We start from the raw sequence: 18,919 nt of genomic DNA on the forward strand, positions 1-18,919 counted from the left end.
CGCAGCTCACTCAGTCGTGCCAGTCCCTGCGTTGCGCTGTTCTCCCTTGCCATTCGACCATCCTCCTCTCGTCGAGATGGCCGGGGAGGTTAGTCGAACGCGACGTCAGCGCGCATGCATGCTCACCGGAAGGACACCATTCGCTGTAACGGTCGCGCCATCACAGCTCCCACTCGATGGGTTCGGCCGGGCGATAGCACCACGTGCCGTGCTGCGGCCTTCCAAGAGCTTTGTGCAAGTGCTGGCCGAGGGCAGGGTGCTGGCGCGTGATGGCGCGGATGCTGCGGTGGATGGCGTTGCTGATGCGCTTGCGCAGCTTCTCCACCTCGCTGCCGATCCGGCGCCGCCGTAGCCGCCGCTCGATGGCGTCGCACTCGGCGTCGATAGCGGCCAGTCTTCCGTGATCGTTGAGGCGGACCGCCTCTTCCCGTTCCCCTTGCAGCTCGCGTAGCCGCTCCCGGCATTGGCGCATGGCGTGCGCGTCGAGCGCCGGCTCCCCGCCGCCCAATACGAGCATCTGCAGGTGATCTTCATCGAGGCGGTGCTCGGCCCCCGTGTGGCCGCCGCTGACGGACGCCACCGCCCGTTCGAGATCGATAATGGAAACCCCGTGCGCCGGATTACGGAGAAGGTGTGCGATGTAGTGCAGCCCCGACGCTCGCCGCGCCCGCACCGGTTGGCCTTGCCAGACAACAGTCCACCGCTTGCCATCGAAGCGGAAGACGTTCTGCGGTTCGCCGGGCAACGCCAGCGCTTGCTCACGCAGAGTGATCGCCTGCTGAAGATAGCCCGTCATCCCGAGCTGTTCGTACGTGGCGATGGCTTGATCGAGCAGCGCGAGGGCCTGGTCACGAACATGCCCGCCGGTGCCTCGGTCTGAGAATGGACCCTCACCCCGACCCTCTGACAGTCTTGATTCTCGCCAGTGGGCGCCCTTCGAGACGCCGCCAGAAAAAGGCAGCGCTTGCCCACGAACCTCCGATTCGTCATGCCCGCAATCCTCTAGCGGGCATCCAGGGGTTGGGGGGCCGGACAGGATGGATTCCCGCTTGGAGACTGCGGGAATGACAAAACACTGTGGAGAGGGGACACTGAGCAGCAGCTCGGCGTATTGGTGCTGGGTGCGGGCAACGAACGGGCGAGCCCCAAGCTGGGCGTTGATGCCGAGGGCGGTTTCGAAATGGCGGGCGGCTTCCTCGCAGCGCCCCATCGTTGCTGCCAGCAACCCCAACGAGCGCGCGGCGGCTCCGTCACACGCATCCCCAAACGCCACCACGACGGCGTGCTCCGCATACGGCAGCAACAGCTTGTACAGCCGCGCCGCCCGCGGCGCGTCGTGCAGGAAGGCGCAGACCTGCGCCAGCTTGTCGAGCACGTTGAGCCAGTTGGCATCGCGCGGCAGCGCTGCGAAGTCGTTGGCGCCGAAGCGCTCGAACTCCGCCCGCGCCTCGGTTGCACGGCCCAGCTCGCTGTACAGCAACGCCAGCGCGCAGTGCAGCCCGGGGATCGCCGGATACTCGTCCACCGCCCACCGGGCGGTTCCTTCCAATTCCTCCAGGCGCCCTTGATCCCGACGCAGGCCGAACAACTGCGTCGCAAACGCGAGCCGGGCGTTGACGGATTGCGCGCGTTGCCCGACCGCCAGGGCCTGATGGGCCAAGTCCTCGGCCTCGGCGTGGGCCCCGTGCAGCAGCGCACGCATGGCGCGCACCACCGCCACGCGCCAGACGTAGAACGGGCGGCGCATGGCTTGCGCCAGGTCGGCGCAGCTGCGCAGCGCAACATCTGCGGCGACCGCGTCGCCGCGTTGCAGGAAGGCACTGACCTGGTAGAGATACACGTCGAGTGCCCGTTCGCGGGCGCCAGCCTGGCGCGTCAAGGCCAGCGCCCGCTCAGCCAGGGCGAGGCGTGTCTCCACATCGGGAGAGCCCGTGAGCGCGAACTGCGCGTCGTTGAGGACGTCCACCAGCACTCCGGGGTCCCCGAGGCGCTCCGCAACCGCAACCGCCTCGCGACTCAAGACCGCGCCGCGTTCCGCATTGCCGGCGTAGCACAACATCGCCGAGAAGCCGCCGAGCAGTCGCGCGCGGAGGGCGGTGTCGCCCGCACCCAGTCCCGCGAGTGCCTCCTCGCCGATACTCACCAACTCGGCGTCGAGGTTGGGATTGATATCGCTGCCAATGGCGGTGAATCCTAGCGCCGCCCACGCCAGCAGGTCCGGCGACCGCAGCGCCCGTGCTATGGCCACCGCTTCCAGCAGCGAGGCGCGTGCGCCGGCGAGGTTGCCCGCCCGCCCCTGCGCCTCGCCCAACCGGCGGAGGATCTCGCAGCGCCGGCGCGCCATCTCCTCGGCATCGAGGCCAGTGTGGGCGACGAGTGCGGCCAGCGCCTGCGCGTAGTGGGTGATCGCATCTTCGTGCGCGAATACGGCCGCCGCCTGTTCTGCGGTACGGATGGCGTAGTGCGTGGCCTTGGCCGCAGTTCCGGCGGGGATGGCCTGGAAGAAGTGATGCGCCAGCTCTGCTGCATGGGCGTCGAGGTCGGCTGCATAAACCGCCTCGATCGCCTCGGCCACCCGGCGGTGGAGCGCGATGCGCTCGGCCGTCGTGAGGTCTTCGTAGAACGTCTCGTGCACCAGGGCGTGCGAAAAGCTGCACCGCCCGATCCCCCGCCCGGCGCTCACCAGGCCCACTTCAACCGCCTCATCGATTGCTGCAAGCACCCGATTGGCGCCTGCCTCATTCGCCGTGGCAAGAGCGCGGTGCAGCGCCGGCAGCTCGAACTCGCGGCCAATCACTGCTGCCACCGCCAGCAGGCGTTGGGCTTCGGAGGACACCCGCTCTCGCCACTGCCGAATCAGTGCCCGCACACCGGGCGGAATGCCCAGCCGCTGCTCATGAACCCGTGGTTCCAATCCGTCATGCCCGCAATCTTCTAGCGGGCATCCATGGGTGTGGATCGGACAGGATGGATTCCCGCTTGAAGACTGCGGGAATGACGAAATGCTCTGGTTCATGGCTTCTCGAAGCCGGCGCTTCGGCCGCTGGGGTCTCTCCGCGTGCTCGTCCGGTTGATGCAGCCGACCCGTCGACACCAACAGTCGCACGATCTCTATGACGAAGAACGGATTCCCCTCGGTGTGATCGTACACCGCAGCGAGCAGTGCGGCTGAGGGTGCTTGGCCCGTCGTGCACTCGATCAGATGCTTTACCTCGCTCTCGCTGAGGCGCTGCAACGGGATGCGCTCGCTTTCGGCGGCAATCTCAGCGAACAGCCGCGACAGCGGATGATCGGGCCCGACCTCGGTGTCGCGGTAGGTGCCGAGCACAAGCAGCGGTGCGTCGCGTAGCTCGTGCGTGAGAAACCCGAACAGGCGCAATGACGCTTCATCGGCTCGATGAAGATCGTCGAGGATCAGCACGAGCGGCTGCGCAACACTTGCGGTTTTCAGAAACTGCGTGACGCTATCAAAGAGCTCGAAGCGCGCATGAGAATCGGCGGCCACTGGCGGCTCTGGCGGTTCGAAAGCCGCAACCCGGCGCAGCGGCGGCGGCATGACAAGCCCGACATCGTTGCGGAGAACCTGTGTCCATGGCCAGAACGGTGGGGCGCCGTCGCCTTCCCAACACCGGCCCCACAACACCCGTGCGCCGCGTTCGACCGCGATCCGCTCCAGTTCGACGGCCAAGCGGGTCTTCCCGATCCCCGGCTCGCCGCTCACGAGCACAACGTGCCCGCGCGTGGAGGCCAAGCGATCAAAGGCCGCCCGCAGCGCGTGCAGCTCCGGCTCTCGACCGACGAAGGCGCTGTCCCCACCGGCCGGCCACGCTTGCGCCGACTGACTTGCTGACACGTGCACGGTTCCCCCCACCCGACCCGTCACCGCCGCGTCACGATCCCGCGTTGATCGAGTTCTACCGCACCAACGACGGCGCCACGGAATCTCGCACGCCGGGATATGCCATGCCGCAGTGAGCTGCCACGCGCGATGCCGACAAGGCAACTAGAAAGAAGCGAGTGAGTGAAAGATCCGCGCCAGGAAGCGTCGTCCCGCAGCTCAAGGCTGAAAGTTGAAACGAGCACGCGCCGCCGATCATCGGCGAGCGCCGCTTGCCGCGGAGCCGCAAGAACGAAACGGAAAGAAAGCCAACCACGGATTTCTCCCTTCCGCTGGATCGCGGAGAATGCCCGACACACGCGCCGCGAACAGGTCTACCCGCTGCTTCACGCGGGGTGATCCCATAACCTCAACGCGGTCTGCGTGTCAATTGGTTTCCAGTAGTACAGTAGTATGCTGCCTCCAGATTCTCAGCGCCGGGCGGATACTGCGCGGCGCCGCTCCGAACAGCGGTACTTAGCCAGTGACAGGCTGCGCCACCCGCTGCCTCAGCGGCGGGTGAGCGCGGCGTTGTAAGAGATCTTGCTGCCGGGCGGCACCGATTCCACCAGCCAGACGTTGCCGCCGATCACCGAGCCCTTGCCGATGACGGTGTCGCCGCCGAGGATGGTGGCGCCGGAGTAGATCGTCACGTCATCCTCGATGGTGGGGTGGCGTTTGCGGTGGCGCAGCGAGTTGAGGTCGGCACCTCGCGGCAGGCTGAGCGCGCCCAGGGTCACGCCCTGGTAGATCTTGACGTTGTTGCCGATCATGGTGGTTTCGCCGATCACCACGCCGGTGCCGTGGTCGATGAAGAAGCGCTCGCCGATACGGGCGCCGGGGTTGAGATCGATGCCGGTGCGGCTGTGCGCCTCCTCGCTCATGATGCGCGGAATCATCGGTACCGGTTCGAGGTACAACTCGTGGGCGATGCGATGGGTGGTGATGGCGTGGATCGCCGGGTAGCTGAAGACGATTTCCTCGACGCTCTTAGCCGCGGGATCACCGTCGAAGGCGGCGACCACGTCCAGGTTGAGCAAGTGGCGCAGCTCGGGCAGCTTGCGGAACAAACGCAGCACCACCTCCTCCGCCCACTTCGGGTCACGATCGGGCGCGGCGCGGCAGCAGACCGCCTCGAAACTGATCGCCCGGCGAATCTGTTCCACCAAGATCGCGTACGCCGGATAGAGGTGCTCACTGATCGAGTAGTGCAGGTTGGAACGATCGAGCGGCCGGGTGCTGTAGAAGCCGAGATAGATCGCCGAGTGCAAGTGCTGCAGCGCCTCGATCACGGCGCGGCGGTTGGGCAGCGCCGCGCTCTCGAGGCTGTCGATCGGATGGCTGCCGTCGTAGCTCGCCATCACCAGATCGACCACTTCTTCCAACTGGTCTTGCAGACTGAGCTTGGTCTCCATTGGCAACCCCCGCGCCCGCCATTATGCGCTGTTGGCGCCGAGAGACAACCGCAGGGCGGCTGCGGCGGCGCCGGGCCGATCAGATCTCGTCGCGCGAGCGGACGATCTTGTGGATGAGACCGTACTTCTTGGCTTCTTCCGGTGCCATCCAGTAATCGCGGTTGGTGTCGGTAGCGACCTTTTGCACGGTCTGCCCGGTTTCGGCCGCGATCAGCTGGTTGGCCTTGTCGCGCAGCTTGAGAATCTCTTGCGCATAGATGTCGATGTCCGCCGCCACGCCGTGCAACTGCGTCGAGGGCTGGTGAATCAGGATGCGGCAATGGGGAAAGGCAAAGCGGCAATCCTTCTTGGCCCCGAGCAACACCAGCGTGGCGGCGCTGGCCACCAGACCCACCGCAATCGTCTTCACCGGCGGCTTGATGAAGCGGATGGCGTCGAAGATCGCGAAGCCGCCGTCGGCCGAACCGCCCGGCGAGTTGATGAACACCCGAATCTCCTTGGCCGGGTCCATGTTTTCGAGCAGCAACAACTGCGTCACCACTCGTTGGGTCACCTCGTCGTTGATCTCCTGGCCGATGACGAGGTTGCGCGACTCGAGCAGCTTGCTCAACAGCGTTTCGGCTTCGGGCTTGGGTTCTTCGTTCTTCGCCATAGTGATCATCCTTGCCGGCCGTGGCGGGCACCGATGCCTCATTCGTAGTACTCGCGGCCGAGGTGAGTGATGAGATCCTCGCCGCGCAGGTAGCGCAGGGTGTTCTTGAGCTTCTGCAACTGAATGAAGAGGTCGTGCTCGGGATACAACCCCGGGGCGGTCTGCGGGCTCTTGAAGTAGAACGACAACCACTCCTGGATACCGTGCATACCGGCCCGCTGGGCGAGGTCGAGCAGCAGCGCCAGATCGAGCACCAGCGGCGCGGCCAGGATCGAGTCGCGGCACAGGAAGTTAACCTTGATCTGCATCGGGTAGCCGAGCCAGCCGAAGATATCGATGTTGTCCCAGCCCTCCTTGTTGTCACCGCGCGGCGGGTAGTAGTGAATGTTCACCTGGTGAACGTAGTCGCGGTACAAATCGGGGTGAAGATCGCGTGGCAGGATGACGTCGAGCACCGAGAGCTTGCTGGCCTCCTTGGTCTTGAACGACGACGGTTCATCGAGCACCTCGCCGTCGCGGTTGCCGAGAATATTGGTCGAGAACCAGCCGGTCAGCCCGAGCGCACGGGCTCTGAGCCCGGGCGCAATGATGGTCTTCATCAAGGTCTGGCCGGTCTTGAAGTCCTTGCCGCAGATGGGCACGCGGTTGCGCTCGGCCAGCTCGACCAGCGCCGGGATGTCGGCGGTGAGGTTGGGCGCGCCGTTGGCGAACGGGGTGCCCAGTGTCAGCGCGGCATAGGCGTATACCATGCTCGGTGCAATCGCCGGATGATTGTGCCGCAGCCCGTCCTCGAAGGTGGCGAGGGAGCCGTGTACGGCCTGGCGCTCGAGGAAACTCTCGGTGCTACCGCACCAGATCATCACCGTGCGCGTTGCTCGCGTGCGCCGTTGAAAGCCTTCAATGTCGGCGATCAACTGGCGCGCGAGGTCCATCTTGGTCGCCGCGCTCTTGACGTGCGTCCCTGCCAGACGCTTGACATACTCGCGCTCGAAGACCGCCGGCCACGGTACGATCGCTTCCAGCTCCGGCCGCACCATTTCGAGCAGCGGCCGTTCGAGCACCTGCGCGCGCACTGCCGTCTGGAAGCAGCTCTCCGGAAAAATGTCCCAGCCGCCGAAGACGAGATCGGACAACTCGGCGAGCGGGACGAAATCCTTAACCAGCGGGCTGCGCGCTTCGGTGCGCTTGCCCAGGCGGATCGTTCCCATCTGGGTCAGCGAGCCGACAGGCTTGCCCAGCCCCTTCTTGACCAGCTCGACTCCGGCGATGAAGGTGGTGCTCACGGCCCCGAGACCGGGGAGCAATACGCCCAGCGGTCCGCTCGGTGCGGGTAGTTCTTTACCGTGGGGGTTCACTGCTCAAGCGCGCCGCAGCGCGTGGCCAGACTCATAAAGGACCGCCGCCGGTGGCGCAACCCTTTCTGTTCTATGGGTCGCAGTGAGGATCAGGTGGGGCGGGGCAGGGCGTTGCGGGGCAAGGGCCGGGAGAACCGCGCCAATCCGTCAGCGCTTTGCCCGGCTCGACTGGCGCCGGCGCAGCTCGCGTTCGAGTTCCGCAACCCGAGTCAGCGCCGCTTCTTTAGCGGCCTGCTCGGCTTGCTTGGCTGCCAGCGCCGCTTCCTTCGCGCTTCGTTCGGCTTCCCTTGCTGCCAGCGCCGCTTCCTTCGCGGCTCTCTCGGCTTGTTCGGTTGCGAGTGCCGCTTGCTTGGCTGCGAGCGCCGCTTCTTTCTCGGCCCGCTCGGCCTCCGCTCGCTCCTCCGCGGTCGGCACTAGCACATCGCCCATCGCTCCCTCAGCGATCCGCACTCTGAGTTTCTGCCCCTCACCGATGGCGCGCAACCAGCACCCGAGCGACTTCGATCGCACCCGGTCCGCGTTAGCCGCTTCGACCCTAATCAGCCCCCGCTTGCCGACTCGGCGGTACACCTGCCAGCGCACCCCTTCGCGGTGCGTCTCGAAGTGGGGATCGAAGATCACCAGCTCCGGCACGCCGACCGCCTCGTAGCGTACCGGCGCATCCATGTAATCTTTCTCCCAGGCTTCCGACACGATCTCCAGCGCAAAGCTCGGCACCACCCGATCGAGCCAGAGCTTCCACGTGCGTACCGCCGTAAGCGGATCAACCCCGGGCAACACGTAGAGGTCGGGTGCCACCCGCGCGCTGGAGTCGTACTGGCGCCAGTAAATGAACTGGTCGGCCCCCACGAAAGCGGTGCGTTCGTGCCTGACGTTGAGCCACCACGCCAGCAGCGGACGCAGCAGCTCCAGGATCCAGCGCTGCAGCATGCTCTCGCCCACGCGCTCCTCCTCTGGGTAGATGGTCGGATCGGGCAGCCCACGGCGGGCCGAAGACGTCGCCATGGCAGCCATCTAGCACCCTCGAGCGCGCCTGGCGAGCACCTTCTTGCAGCAGCCAGCGGCCCGCAGCGGACTCCGTGCCGGCGCAATCAGAAGAGCAGTTCCCAGGCGTCGCCGAGCGAGCGGACGCCGCAGAGTTCGACGCCGTCGAGCGCCGGCAGTTGGCGCAGCGAGGCTTCCGGCAACACACAGCGGGTGAAGCCGAGCTTGGCACCTTCACGCACGCGGGTCTCGCATTGCCCGACGGCGCGCACTTCGCCGGCGAGGCCGACTTCGCCTAGTAGCAAAGTGTGCGGCTCGATCGGCTTGTCGAGGAAGCTCGAGGCCACGGCCGCAACGATACCGAGGTCAACGGCCGGCTCGTCGATGTGCACGCCGCCGGCCACATTGACGAAGATATCGTGGCCGAAGAGCTGCAACCCCATCTTCTTTTCCAACACCGCCACCAGCAAGGCGACGCGGTTGTGATCGACGCCTAGGGTGGTGCGGCGCGCGGTGCCGAACGCCGTCGGTGACACCAGCGCCTGCAATTCCACCAGGATCGGGCGCGTCCCTTCAATACTGGCGATCACGGCCGAGCCGGGCACATCCACCGGCCGCTCGGCCAGGAACAGGGCCGAGGGATTCGCCACCGGCTGCAAGCCGGCCTCCTTCATCTCGAAGACGCCGATCTCGTTGGTCGAGCCGAAGCGGTTCTTGACCGCGCGCAGGATGCGGAAGGCGTGGCCGCGGTCGCCTTCGAAATAGAGCACGGTGTCAACGACGTGTTCGAGCACACGCGGGCCGGCAAAGGCGCCTTCCTTGGTCACGTGCCCGACCAGGAACGTCGCCAGGTCGCGCCGCTTGGAGAACTGCACCAGCTGGCCGGCGCACTCGCGCACCTGGCCCACGCTGCCGGGGGCGGAGGCCAACTCGCTGGTGAAGACGGTCTGGATCGAATCGACCGCCAACACGCGCGGGCCGATCTTCTCGGCGTGATCGAGAATGCTGGAGAGCGAGGTCTCTGCCAGCACCAGCAGCTGGGGCTCGGCGACGCCGAGCCGGTCCGCCCGCATTTTGATCTGCTGCGCCGACTCCTCGCCCGAGACGTAGAGCGTCAATCCGTCGCGCGCCAGCGCTGCCAGCGCTTGCAGTACCAGGGTCGACTTGCCGATGCCCGGGTCACCGCCGATCAGCACCACCGAGCCCGGCACCACGCCGCCGCCGAGCACGCGGTCCAGTTCGCCGATGCCGCAAACCCGGCGCGCTTCGCTCGCCGCCGTCAGTGAGGTGATCGGCTGTGGTTGCTGATCGCCGCGCCGCTCACGGCCGGAGGCCGCGACGGGTTCCTGTCGTTCTTCCGCCAGCGTGCTCCAGCCCTGACAATCGGGACAGCGGCCGAGCCAGCCCGGCGACTGATACCCACACGCTTGGCAAACGTACGCGGTGCGCGCCTTGGCCATGCGGCGGCTATAGCACAGAAGCCGGCGGCAGGCGGAAACGATCGCGCCTCACTGCCCGCGCGGCAGCTTGAAGATGCGGATGGTCGGCCCGCTGGCGCTCGGCCCCGGGTTGAACTCGGCCACCCGCGGCAGCGAGAACAGCACCCGGTAGAACTCGGCCGCGGTTGGGCCGCCGAAGTAAGGTGGGCCGTGAACCCTGCCGTAGATATTCGAGCTGGCGACCAAGTAGTCGCACTTTTGCTCCAAGTACCAACTGTACGGCCGCTGCGCCAACGACCAGAGGTAATGCACCTGGTAGCGGGTGGCCGGCAGCTGCGGCGTGTACTCCTCGCGCGCCAGGCAGCTGCCCTCGGGCACATTAGTGCTAACCCACTGGTGCGCCAGCGAGCGGGTGTCGGGCCGCGCGCGTTCGGCGTTGGCCCGCAGCGCTTGGCGCGCCGGCGGCAGCGCCACCGACAGGGCAACCACGGCGATTGCAGCACTGGCCAGGCGGGGCGAAAAGAGCCGATAGCAGACCTCGGCCAGGGCACGGCCAGCGAAAAGACAGGCGAAGGGCAGCAGGGGAATCAGGTTGCGCTCGGGGCGCGAGGGAAACAGCGCCACCACCGCGTAGTAGATCAGTGGCGGCAGCAGCAGTGCGACGTCGGCCCGCCGCGCGCGATGAACGGCAAAGCCAGCGCCAACCAGCGCAGCGGCGGCCGCGCCGGGCTGCAACTCGTAGCTCCACAGCTGGACGGCATACCAGTACCAAGCTCGGCCCGGTGTCGAGTCGGTGAGATAATTCTGCTGCTGCTCTTCCAGCCCGCGCAGAAAACCGGCCAGGTCGATCAACGAATACGGGCACGCCAGCAGGAAGGCGCCCAAGGCCCCAGCGGCGATGTAGAACAAGCGCCGCGCGCTCGCCCGCGGCCGGCGCAAGTCGCTCGCCAGTAAGACCGGCACGAGCAGGACAAACCCGGCCGTGTACTTGGTGGCAGCGGCGAAGCCGGCGCACAGGCCGGCGACCAGCCAACGTAGCACCGGCTCGGCCGCCGGCGCACTCGCGCTATCGGCCCGCAAACTCACCCAGATCGTGGCCGCGATCAGGGCTACCGCCGGCACGTCTGTCGTCAGGTAGTGTGAACTCTCGAGGTGCAGCGGCATCACCGCCAGCAATAGTGCCGCGGCGGCGCCGGCGCCGCCGCTGTGCCAGCGCCGCCCACCGGCAAACAGTAGTGCCACACCGGCCACGCCGCTGAGCGCCACGGCCACGCGCCCTGCCAACACGAAGGGCCATTGCTCCGGCAAAGCGTCCCACGGGCCGATGCCGTTGATAATGGAATTGGTCGTCAGCGGGGCGTAGACGATCGGCTGCAACGCCAGCACCAGCAGCGCTTCGAGGTAGATCGGCAGCGTCGGGTACTGAAACCAGTGCGGGTTGAGGTCGCGCTCGCGCACGATGTCGAGGGCGCGGTGGAGGATGAAATGCTCGTCGGGGTGATAGACGAAGGGGGCACCCCACGCCAAGCCCCACAGTCGCAACGCCAGCGCGAGCAGCACCGCCGCGGCCGCGGCCGCCGTCCACCAACGATTGCTCGCAGCTCCCGCGCCCATCGGCTCACCGGTGCCGCTGCCACACTGACAGTGACGAGCCGAGCATCAATCCAGCTCCGCGCGAAAGCGCTGGTACTCGACCAACTTGCGCAGTGCCACCGCCGCGCGCTCGGCGCCGGGCAACACCAGCAAGCCGCGTTGTACGAATTGCACGCGCAGCTCGGCCACTTCCGCCTCGCGATGGGCCGGGTCGAGAATCAACGCCAGCGGCTTGGCCGTCCGCGCGGCATAGGCCGCCAGCAGCTCGAGCATGACGGCGAGCGCGCCGGGATGCTCGCGCCAGCGGTCGGCAGCCAGCCCGGCGCCGAGGTCGAGGGCGATCAGGTCGATGACCGGATCGGCCGCGAGGATGTCGAGCAGCAGCTCCAGCTTGTCGAGGCGAAAGCCCATGGCAATCGTGCTGCCGGCGTCGAGCGGGTTGCGGAAACTGCCGCCGACTACGTTGAAGAACTCGGCCAGTCTCCGGTAAGAGTCCTCGCTGAGCAAAGGCACCTCCAAGCCCGCGCCGGTGAAGGCGTCGGTGACCGCCACCGAGGGGCCGCCGGTCATGGCGATCAAGCCGGCGCGCAGGCCGGTGGCGCGCTTGCCGGTTTGCAGTGCTGCCACGATATCGATCAGCTGATCGAGGCCATCGGCGCTCAAGGCCCCGGCTTGCCGCAGCAGGCCCTGCCACACTGTCGCCGGCGTGGCCAGCGCGGCGGTGTGCGAGAAGATCGCCCGCTGGCCGGCGTCGCTCTGGCCGCCTTTCCAAATCACAACGGGTTTTGTCAGGGTGGTGGCGCAGAGCGCGCGAAAGAAGCGCCGCCCCTGGCGCACCCCTTCGACGTACATGGCGATCGCCGCAGTGTCGGGGTCATCGCGCAAGTACTCGAGGTAGTCGCCGACATCGGTGACGACGGCATTACCGATGCTGGCGGCCTTGCTGAGGCCGACGCCTCGCCCGGGCGCGCGCAGGATGAAGTTGATGGTGTGGGTGCCGCTCTGCCCAATGAATGCCACGCTGCCGGCGGCGGCCGCGCCCACCGGCTGGCCGGGAAAGTTGCACAGGCCGATGCGCGGGTTGGCCAGGCCCATGCAATTGGGGCCGATCAGGAGTAAGCCGGCGCGCCGGGCGATGGCCGTGATCTCCTGCTCCAAGGCTTCGCCCTCCGCCTCGCCGGTTTCGGAGAATCCGGAAGTGAAGAGCGTAACCGCGCCGACCTGTTTACGCACGCAGTCGTCGAGCACCCGCGGCGCCACGTGCCGCGGTACGGCGAGCACGACGTAGTCCACCGGCTCCGGGATGTCGAGCAAGCTGGTCAGGTTGCGCACGCCCAGGGCCTCGATGGCCGGGATTTCGCCGGGGTCGATCTGCACTGAATAGAGCTTGCCGCTGAATGCGGAAAGCGCGTGGAGCCAGAGGAAATTGTTCATCCGCTTGTCGCCGACGACGGCGACCACACGTGGATGAAAGGCCCGGTCGAACTGCGCGCGGGTGAAGCTCACGCGGCCTCCCGCAGCAGCACGCGCGCATCGACCGCAACGGCGCGGTCGGCGTAGGCCAGCACTGGGTTGAGATCCAACTCCAGAATGTCGGGCCGTTGCTCCGCCAGCGCGGAGACAAGCAACAGCAGCCGTTCGAGCGCGTGCAGGTTCACCGTCGCCCGCCCGCGCCAGCCCTGGAGCAGCCGGGCCCCACGGATCTCGCGCACCATCTGGCGGGCGTCACGTTCGCGCAGCGGCACCAGGCGAAAGGCCACGTCGGCGAAGACCTCGGCCAAGACCCCACCGAGTCCGAACATGATCAGCGGGCCGAACTGCGGATCGAGCTGCACGCCCACGATCACCTCGACCGCACCGGGCGGCGCCATCGCTTGCACCGACACCCCGGTGATGCGGGCCTGCGGCTGCGTTGCGCTTACCGCCGCCAGCATCTGCGCTGCCGCGTTTTCAACCGCCGCGGGCGCCGGCAGATCGAGCTGGACGCCGCCGATGTCCGTCTTGTGGGTGATGTCCGGAGAAACGATCTTGATCACCGCCGGGCAGCCGAGCTGCTCGGCGAGCGCGCGCGCCTCGGCCGGTGTGCGCGCCAAGGCGGTGGGCGTGACCGGCACCCCGGCGTCGTGCAGCAGCGCTTTGGCCTCGATCTCGTTGAGTACCCGGCCCGGCATCGCGGCCTCCCTTAGCGGAAAGAACCACCGATCGCCAATCGTCACCGAGCGGTCGCAGCGCTTGCGCGGCTGCCGGCGGCCACGTAAACACGGGCCATGGAGTGGCTGAGCGGCTACGCCGTCTTTCACTGGATCGCGACGTGGTCAAATCCCTCCTGTGACATATTGTTTCGGGTTGTCACCGACCTGGGCCAGGCCACCTTCTATTACCTGGCGGTGGCGCCGCTGTTCTGGGTGGTGGATCGGCGCAAGGCGACGGTGTTGTTCCTGATGATCGTCGCCGGCGCCTATGTCAACACTTACGCCAAGCTGTGGGTCAACACGCCGCGGCCGGACCCGGCGCTGGTGCGGGTGCTCGACCTGCGGCCGTATCTCTCGCACAGCAACTCGTTCCCGAGCGGGCACGCGCAGGGGGCGGTGGTGTTTTGGGGCTGCCTGGCGTGGTGGGTCGGGCGCAGCTGGTTCACGGCGCTGGCGCTGGCGCTGATCGGACTGATTTCGTTTTCGCGGCTGTATCTCGGCGTCCACTTCCCGATCGACATCGCGGGCGGCTGGGTACTGGGCGCGCTGATGCTGCCGCTGATCCGACCCTTCCAGCGCTGGGTGAAGAGCGACTGCTACACCCCGGTCTGGGGCATGCTGGCGATCGCGGCCGGCACCCTGGCGAGCACGCTCACCGGCGATGCGGCGCGGGCAATGATCTCGGGCAGCACGATCGGCTTTCTTGCTGCGGCCGGCTGGTTGCCGCAGCAGCCGTTCGCCACCACCAGTGCGCGACAGAGCACAGTCGTGGTCGTGCTCGGGCTCGCCATGCAGCTGGGGCTGTCTGCAACCTTGGGGCTAGTGGCGCCGAGCTCGCTGCTTTCGTATTACGGTCTGACGGCGTTTCTCTGGGTTTTTGCGCTCTGGATCTATCCGCGTTCGGTTGCGGCGGCGTGGCTGCGGCTGGCCCCGGCGCGGCTGCAGTCTTGAGGTTGAGAGGTTCATATGAGTCAGAAGCCGGCGGTAAGTCTCGCGGCCATGCCCGGCCGCCGTCACGCCACGTTGGAATTGGCGCAGGAGCTCGAGCGCCGCGGCTTTGCCGGCATCTATTGCCCGAGCTTCTGCGACGGGGTGGGCTTGTGCGAGGCGCTGGCGCTGACCACCAAGAGCATTCGCCTGGGCACCGGCATCGCCAACATCTACACCCGCCATCCCTACGACTACGCCCAGAGTGCCGCGCTGATTCACGAGCTCAGTGGCGGCCGCTTCGTCTTCGGCATCGGCGTCAGCCACGGCCCGATGAACGCGCGCTTGGGCTTGTCCACGGGTAAGCCGCTGGCGGACACACGCCGTTTCGTGGCCCAGCTGCGTGACGGCGCCAGACGGCAGGGCGACTTGCCGCCGCTGGTGCTAGCGGCGCTGCGCCGGCCGATGGTGCGGCTGGCGGCCGAGATCGCTCAGGGGGCGATGTGGGCGAACGCTGCGCGCTCGTTCATGCCGACCTCACTGTCATACCTGCCGGCGGCGCAGCGGGCGGACGAGAAGTTTTTCCTCGGCAACATGATTCCCACCTGCATCAGCGACGATCGCGCGGCGGCGGCGGCGGTGCTGCGCAAGACGCTGGTCATGTACGTGCTGCTGCCCAACTATCAGAACTACTGGATCGATGCCGGCTACGAGGACGAGATGCGCGCCATTCAGCGCGCCATCACCAGCGGTGAGCAAGAGCGTATTCCGGCGCTGATGTCCGACCGCTGGCTGTCCGAGGTGACGCTGTTCGGCAGCACCGCCGAAGTTCGCGCCGGGTTGGAGGCCTGGTACGCCGCCGGCATCCGCACGCCGATCCTGGTGCCGTCTTCAACTGCCGGCGGTCAGATGCAAGCGTTCAAGGAGCTGCTGGCGGCGTTCGCGTAAGCCGGCTTCACCACGGCAGGCGGTCAAGGTCGGCATTGCCGCCGCTGAGCACGACGCCGGCGCGGGCGATGCCGGCGAGGGCTTTGAACTGCGGCGACAGCGCCGCCGCCACGGCCACTGCCGCGCTGGGCTCGACCAGCAACTTGGCGCGCTCCCAGGCCTGGCGCATGGCGGCCACGATCTCCGCTTCACTAACCGTGATCACACACTCGACCTGGTCACGAATGATCGGCCAGGTGAGCTGGCCGAGGCTGGTCAACAAGCCGTCGGCGATGGTGTCGGGTGCGGTCTGGGGAATCAGGGTGCCGGCTGCCAGCGAGCGCGCGGCATCGTCGGCGCCGAGCGGTTCAGCGGCGAAGATGCGGATCGCCGGCGCCAGCGCCTTGGCGGCAACACAGATGCCCGCGAGCAACCCGCCGCCGCCGACGGGTGCGATGATGGCGTCGAGTTCGGGCACCTGTTCGAGGAACTCGAGCGCCACCGTGCCCTGGCCGGCGATGATGTCGGGGTGGTCGTAGGGATGAATGAAGGTGGCGCCGGTGTCGGCCTGGACCGCGGCGGCTGTGGTCTCGCGGGCCGCCAGGGTGGGCTCGCATTCGACCAGCCGCGCCCCGTAGCTGGCGACGGCCCGGCGCTTCACCGCCGCGGCGTTGCTCGGCATCACGATGTGTGCGGGAATGCCGCGCTGGCGTGCAGCCAGCGCCAGCGCTTGGGCGTGATTGCCGGAGCTGTGGGTCACCACCCCGCGGGCGGCGATGGCGTCGGGCAACAACATCACGGCGTTACAGGCGCCGCGGAACTTGAAGGCGCCGGCCTTCTGCCATTGCTCGCACTTGAAGAACAGCCGCCGCCCGGCCATGCCGTCGAGCGTGGCGCAGGTCGCCACCGGCGTGCGCTGCGCCAGCCCGGCGATGCGGCGGGCGGCCGCGCGTACGTCCGACAGCTCGGCCGCAGCGGGCGGGGCCATTGGCCGCTACTCCAACTCGACCACGTCGCCGAGCGCGACCGTACCCGGCGCCTCAACCGTGGCGTAGACCCCGAGATTTTGTCCGGCGTGACGTACCACCGTGCGCAGCACGCTGGGGTCCTTGGGCAGATCGACTTGCGCCAGCGTCGGCATGACGCAGCGCACGGCCGGCAGCGCGATCGCGATGCCGGCGCTGCCGATGCGCAGAACCCGGCCGCACCAGTCAAATTCCACCAGGCCGCAGCAGTCACTCACGGTTTCGATCAGCAGGTTCGGCCGAAAGCGGCGCGCATCGAAGTCGCCACCGGGATTGTGCTCACGCATGGCCGCCAGCGAGGCGGTGGTGAGGAGATGGAGCGGAAAGGCATCGAAGTAGGTGCCGAGGGGCGAAGTGAATTGCAGCAGCTCTTGGGGAAACTGCAGCAAGTCGGGAATCGGCTCACCCTCGGTGCGGCCGAACATGGCGCGCACCTCACTCATGAAGTCATCTGTGTCCGGTTTGGCGCGGCGATAGAAGTCGCGATCACTGGCGGGCTGGCGCGGCCAGACGGTGACGGGGCGCCGCAGCAGGGCCGACAGGCTCGCGGCCGCGGCCGGGTCGTCGCAGCGCAGGCGCGCGCCGTCAGGAAAGGTGATCTCCGCTGCCGGGATGCTGTCGCCGGCCGGCTCTTCGAGGTAGCGCGCGGCGCAGCGCAGCAGGTCGTAGAGCTTCTTCGCCCCGCGAATCTCGCCGACGTGCTCGTCGCGCAACGCCCAGCCGCGGTCGCCCGCCAGGCCCCGCGTCTGCACCATAGAGCGTTGGAGCTGCTCACCGGCCATCGACTTGACCGGATAACGCCACACTTGGCTGACTCGGCCGACTACGGGCATAACGTCCTCCCCAGTGCCTGGAAATGCGGCAGGCAGGCCAGGGTCAGTAGCAACCGACGCCGGCAATGTCCATGACGGCGGCTGCGGTCTCGGCGTTGTCGGCATGCAAAGTGCTGCCGGAGCAGCTATCATGGCACGCAGCAGACGGGATCGGTACCCGCAAAGGCCTACAGAAACCATGTGGCGATTGTTGGAAGACGTGGCCGGACTCGAGCGGCGGGTGGGCGCGCTGTACGAGCGTTACGCGGAGCTGTTCCAACACGCGCCGCAGGCGGCGGCGTTCTGGCGAGAGATGGCGGGCGAGGAGCGCGTGCACGCGCTGGTCGTCGCCGCCGCGCGCGAGGTCTTCCCGGCCACCGCGCCGGCATTGCCCGGGGAGTGGACGGTGCAACTCAAAGGGATCGAGAGACTGCTCGGCGAGCTGGAGTCGCGCGCCGGTGCCGGGCTGGCTTTGGAGGAGGCGTTTGCCGCCGCAGAAGAACTCGAGGCCACCGAGCTGAACACCGTGACGCAGCTGATCGTGCGCCACGCCGGCCGCGGCTTTGCTCGGCTGGGCCCGCTGGTGAACGACGCAGGGGTGGACCAACACCACCAGCGGATGGCAGAGGCGCGGCGGCGGTTCTGCGCGGCTTAGGTGCGGCGGTGCGATGAGTTCGGGATTGTCAGCGGACACTGAGCGGTGGCTGGAGAGCCTGCCCGAGCCGGCTTTCGCCATCAGTTTGGAAAAGCGCGTTCTCGGCATGAACGCTGCGGCGGCCGCGCTCACGGGCGTGGCGGCGGCCGCGGCGCGCGGCCGGCGCTGTGCCGACATTGTGCGCTGCGAGGCGTGCGCCGAGTACTGCCCGCTCAACGCCGCGGTCGAGCAGCGGCGCGCCATCACCAGTTTCAATGTCCAACTCGAAAGCGCGCACGGCAGCGAGGCGGTGAGTCTACACACCGCGCCGTTGCGCGCCGCCGCGGGCGAGGTGATCGGGGTGCTCGAATGCGCGCGGCCGATCGGGCACTTGGTCGGCCTGTTCCAGGCGCTGCAAGAAAAGACCGACCAGGTGCAGCTCGAACGCAACAAGGTCCAGGCGGTGCTCGACAGCATCGCCGAGGGCGTGTTCACGGTCAACCGCGAGCGCATCATCACCAGCATCAACCGCACCGGCGCGCGCATCAGCGGCCGCCCCGAAGCGAAGATAGTCGGACAGGTCTGCTATGAGGTCCTCGGTTGCCGCGCCGAGTGTGCGCGCGCTTGCCCGGCGTTGCGAGTGCTCGATGGCGGCGCGGCGGTAACCAATTTCGAGACCGAATACGCCGATCCCGCGGGGCGGCTGTTCCCGGTGAGCCTGAGCATTTCCGCGTTGCGCGATGAGCATGGCGACATCGTCGGTGCCGTCGAGGCCTTCCGTGATCTGCGCGAGGTGGCGCCGGCGGCGTCAGCCAAGGCGCCACTGGTGGTCGGCAACGCCCGCATGCGTCGCATCATGGAATTGGTGGACGTGCTCAAAGATAGTGATGCCACCGTCTTGCTCCAGGGCGAAAGCGGCACCGGCAAGGGGCTCTTGGCGGAGACGATTCATCGGCTCGGCCAACGCGCGCGCCAGCCGTTCGTGAAAGTGAACTGCGGGGCGCTGCCGGAGAGCTTGCTGGAGAGCGAGCTGTTCGGCCACGTCAAGGGCGCGTTCACCGGCGCCATCCGCGATCGCCTCGGGCGC

The 18,919-nt window shown here is 67.4% G+C and carries 15 protein-coding genes; 4 read left to right on the top strand and 11 right to left on the bottom strand.

What is annotated here, in order from left to right; translation table 11 throughout:
- Positions 1-160 precede the first annotated feature (160 nt).
- The 9 genes from HY699_19435 to HY699_19475 form a co-directional block, all read right to left on the bottom strand.
- Positions 161-3,853, bottom strand: a complete 3,693-nt coding sequence (locus HY699_19435; GenBank protein MBI4517982.1) for an AAA family ATPase — start codon at positions 3,851-3,853, stop codon at positions 161-163.
- Between the two features lie 533 nt (positions 3,854-4,386).
- Positions 4,387-5,292: a serine acetyltransferase gene (locus tag HY699_19440; GenBank protein MBI4517983.1), complete on the bottom strand. Its 906-nt coding sequence runs from the start codon at positions 5,290-5,292 to the stop codon at positions 4,387-4,389.
- A gap of 79 nt (positions 5,293-5,371) precedes the next feature.
- Positions 5,372-5,944, bottom strand: a complete 573-nt coding sequence (locus HY699_19445; GenBank protein MBI4517984.1) for an ATP-dependent Clp protease proteolytic subunit — start codon at positions 5,942-5,944, stop codon at positions 5,372-5,374.
- Positions 5,945-5,982: 38 nt separating this feature from the next.
- The gene (locus HY699_19450) at positions 5,983-7,299 is read right to left on the bottom strand and encodes an inositol-3-phosphate synthase (protein MBI4517985.1); all 1,317 of its coding nucleotides are present in this window, start codon (positions 7,297-7,299) and stop codon (positions 5,983-5,985) included.
- Positions 7,300-7,446: 147 nt separating this feature from the next.
- The gene (locus HY699_19455) at positions 7,447-8,313 is read right to left on the bottom strand and encodes a Uma2 family endonuclease (protein ID MBI4517986.1); all 867 of its coding nucleotides are present in this window, start codon (positions 8,311-8,313) and stop codon (positions 7,447-7,449) included.
- A 77-nt stretch (positions 8,314-8,390) separates the two neighbouring features.
- Positions 8,391-9,743: a DNA repair protein RadA gene (gene radA / locus HY699_19460; protein MBI4517987.1), complete on the bottom strand. Its 1,353-nt coding sequence runs from the start codon at positions 9,741-9,743 to the stop codon at positions 8,391-8,393.
- 48 nt (positions 9,744-9,791) lie between these two features.
- Positions 9,792-11,336: a glycosyltransferase family 39 protein gene (locus tag HY699_19465; GenBank protein MBI4517988.1), complete on the bottom strand. Its 1,545-nt coding sequence runs from the start codon at positions 11,334-11,336 to the stop codon at positions 9,792-9,794.
- 45 nt (positions 11,337-11,381) lie between these two features.
- Positions 11,382-12,821: a CoA-binding protein gene (locus HY699_19470; GenBank protein MBI4517989.1), complete on the bottom strand. Its 1,440-nt coding sequence runs from the start codon at positions 12,819-12,821 to the stop codon at positions 11,382-11,384.
- The gene (locus tag HY699_19475; GenBank protein MBI4517990.1) at positions 12,818-13,486 is read right to left on the bottom strand and encodes an acetate--CoA ligase family protein; all 669 of its coding nucleotides are present in this window, start codon (positions 13,484-13,486) and stop codon (positions 12,818-12,820) included. The genes HY699_19470 and HY699_19475 overlap by 4 nt, the downstream gene beginning before the upstream one ends.
- Positions 13,487-13,582: 96 nt before the next feature.
- Between HY699_19475 and HY699_19480 the strand changes: the two genes are divergently transcribed.
- Together HY699_19480 and HY699_19485 are read left to right on the top strand one after the other, a co-directional pair.
- Complete coding sequence (locus tag HY699_19480) at positions 13,583-14,458, top strand: phosphatase PAP2 family protein (protein MBI4517991.1); 876 nt, start codon at positions 13,583-13,585, stop codon at positions 14,456-14,458.
- 15 nt (positions 14,459-14,473) lie between these two features.
- Entirely contained in the window at positions 14,474-15,382 is a 909-nt protein-coding gene (locus HY699_19485; GenBank protein MBI4517992.1) for an LLM class flavin-dependent oxidoreductase, read from the top strand.
- Positions 15,383-15,389: 7 nt separating this feature from the next.
- On the opposite strand, the gene HY699_19490 is transcribed toward HY699_19485, so the two are convergent.
- Both HY699_19490 and HY699_19495 read right to left on the bottom strand, forming a co-directional pair.
- Entirely contained in the window at positions 15,390-16,349 is a 960-nt protein-coding gene (locus HY699_19490; GenBank protein ID MBI4517993.1) for a pyridoxal-phosphate dependent enzyme, read from the bottom strand.
- A gap of 6 nt (positions 16,350-16,355) precedes the next feature.
- Complete coding sequence (locus HY699_19495; GenBank protein ID MBI4517994.1) at positions 16,356-17,219, bottom strand: MOSC domain-containing protein; 864 nt, start codon at positions 17,217-17,219, stop codon at positions 16,356-16,358.
- Between the two features lie 178 nt (positions 17,220-17,397).
- Between HY699_19495 and HY699_19500 the strand changes: the two genes are divergently transcribed.
- Both HY699_19500 and HY699_19505 read left to right on the top strand, forming a co-directional pair.
- Positions 17,398-17,853 (top strand): hypothetical protein, encoded by a 456-nt coding sequence (locus HY699_19500; protein ID MBI4517995.1) that lies wholly within the window; start codon positions 17,398-17,400, stop codon positions 17,851-17,853.
- 25 nt (positions 17,854-17,878) lie between these two features.
- The coding region (locus HY699_19505) for a sigma 54-interacting transcriptional regulator (GenBank protein MBI4517996.1) at positions 17,879-18,919 on the top strand (1,041 nt) is incomplete at its 3' end.

It is taken from the genome of Deltaproteobacteria bacterium, from assembly GCA_016210005.1.
Classification (GTDB): domain Bacteria; phylum Desulfobacterota; class Binatia; order HRBIN30; family JACQVA1; genus JACQVA1.

Coding starts and splice junctions, on each gene's coding strand:
- HY699_19455 (MBI4517986.1), bottom strand. CDS start 8,313: ATGGCTGCCATGGCGACGTCTTCGGCCCGCCGTGGGCTGCCCGATCCG.
- HY699_19475 (MBI4517990.1), bottom strand. CDS start 13,486: ATGCCGGGCCGGGTACTCAACGAGATCGAGGCCAAAGCGCTGCTGCAC.
- HY699_19485 (MBI4517992.1), top strand. CDS start 14,474: ATGAGTCAGAAGCCGGCGGTAAGTCTCGCGGCCATGCCCGGCCGCCGT.
- HY699_19490 (MBI4517993.1), bottom strand. CDS start 16,349: ATGGCCCCGCCCGCTGCGGCCGAGCTGTCGGACGTACGCGCGGCCGCC.
- radA (MBI4517987.1), bottom strand. CDS start 9,743: ATGGCCAAGGCGCGCACCGCGTACGTTTGCCAAGCGTGTGGGTATCAG.
- HY699_19495 (MBI4517994.1), bottom strand. CDS start 17,219: ATGCCCGTAGTCGGCCGAGTCAGCCAAGTGTGGCGTTATCCGGTCAAG.
- HY699_19500 (MBI4517995.1), top strand. CDS start 17,398: ATGTGGCGATTGTTGGAAGACGTGGCCGGACTCGAGCGGCGGGTGGGC.
- HY699_19480 (MBI4517991.1), top strand. CDS start 13,583: ATGGAGTGGCTGAGCGGCTACGCCGTCTTTCACTGGATCGCGACGTGG.
- HY699_19445 (MBI4517984.1), bottom strand. CDS start 5,944: ATGGCGAAGAACGAAGAACCCAAGCCCGAAGCCGAAACGCTGTTGAGC.
- HY699_19465 (MBI4517988.1), bottom strand. CDS start 11,336: ATGGGCGCGGGAGCTGCGAGCAATCGTTGGTGGACGGCGGCCGCGGCC.
- HY699_19440 (MBI4517983.1), bottom strand. CDS start 5,292: ATGGAGACCAAGCTCAGTCTGCAAGACCAGTTGGAAGAAGTGGTCGAT.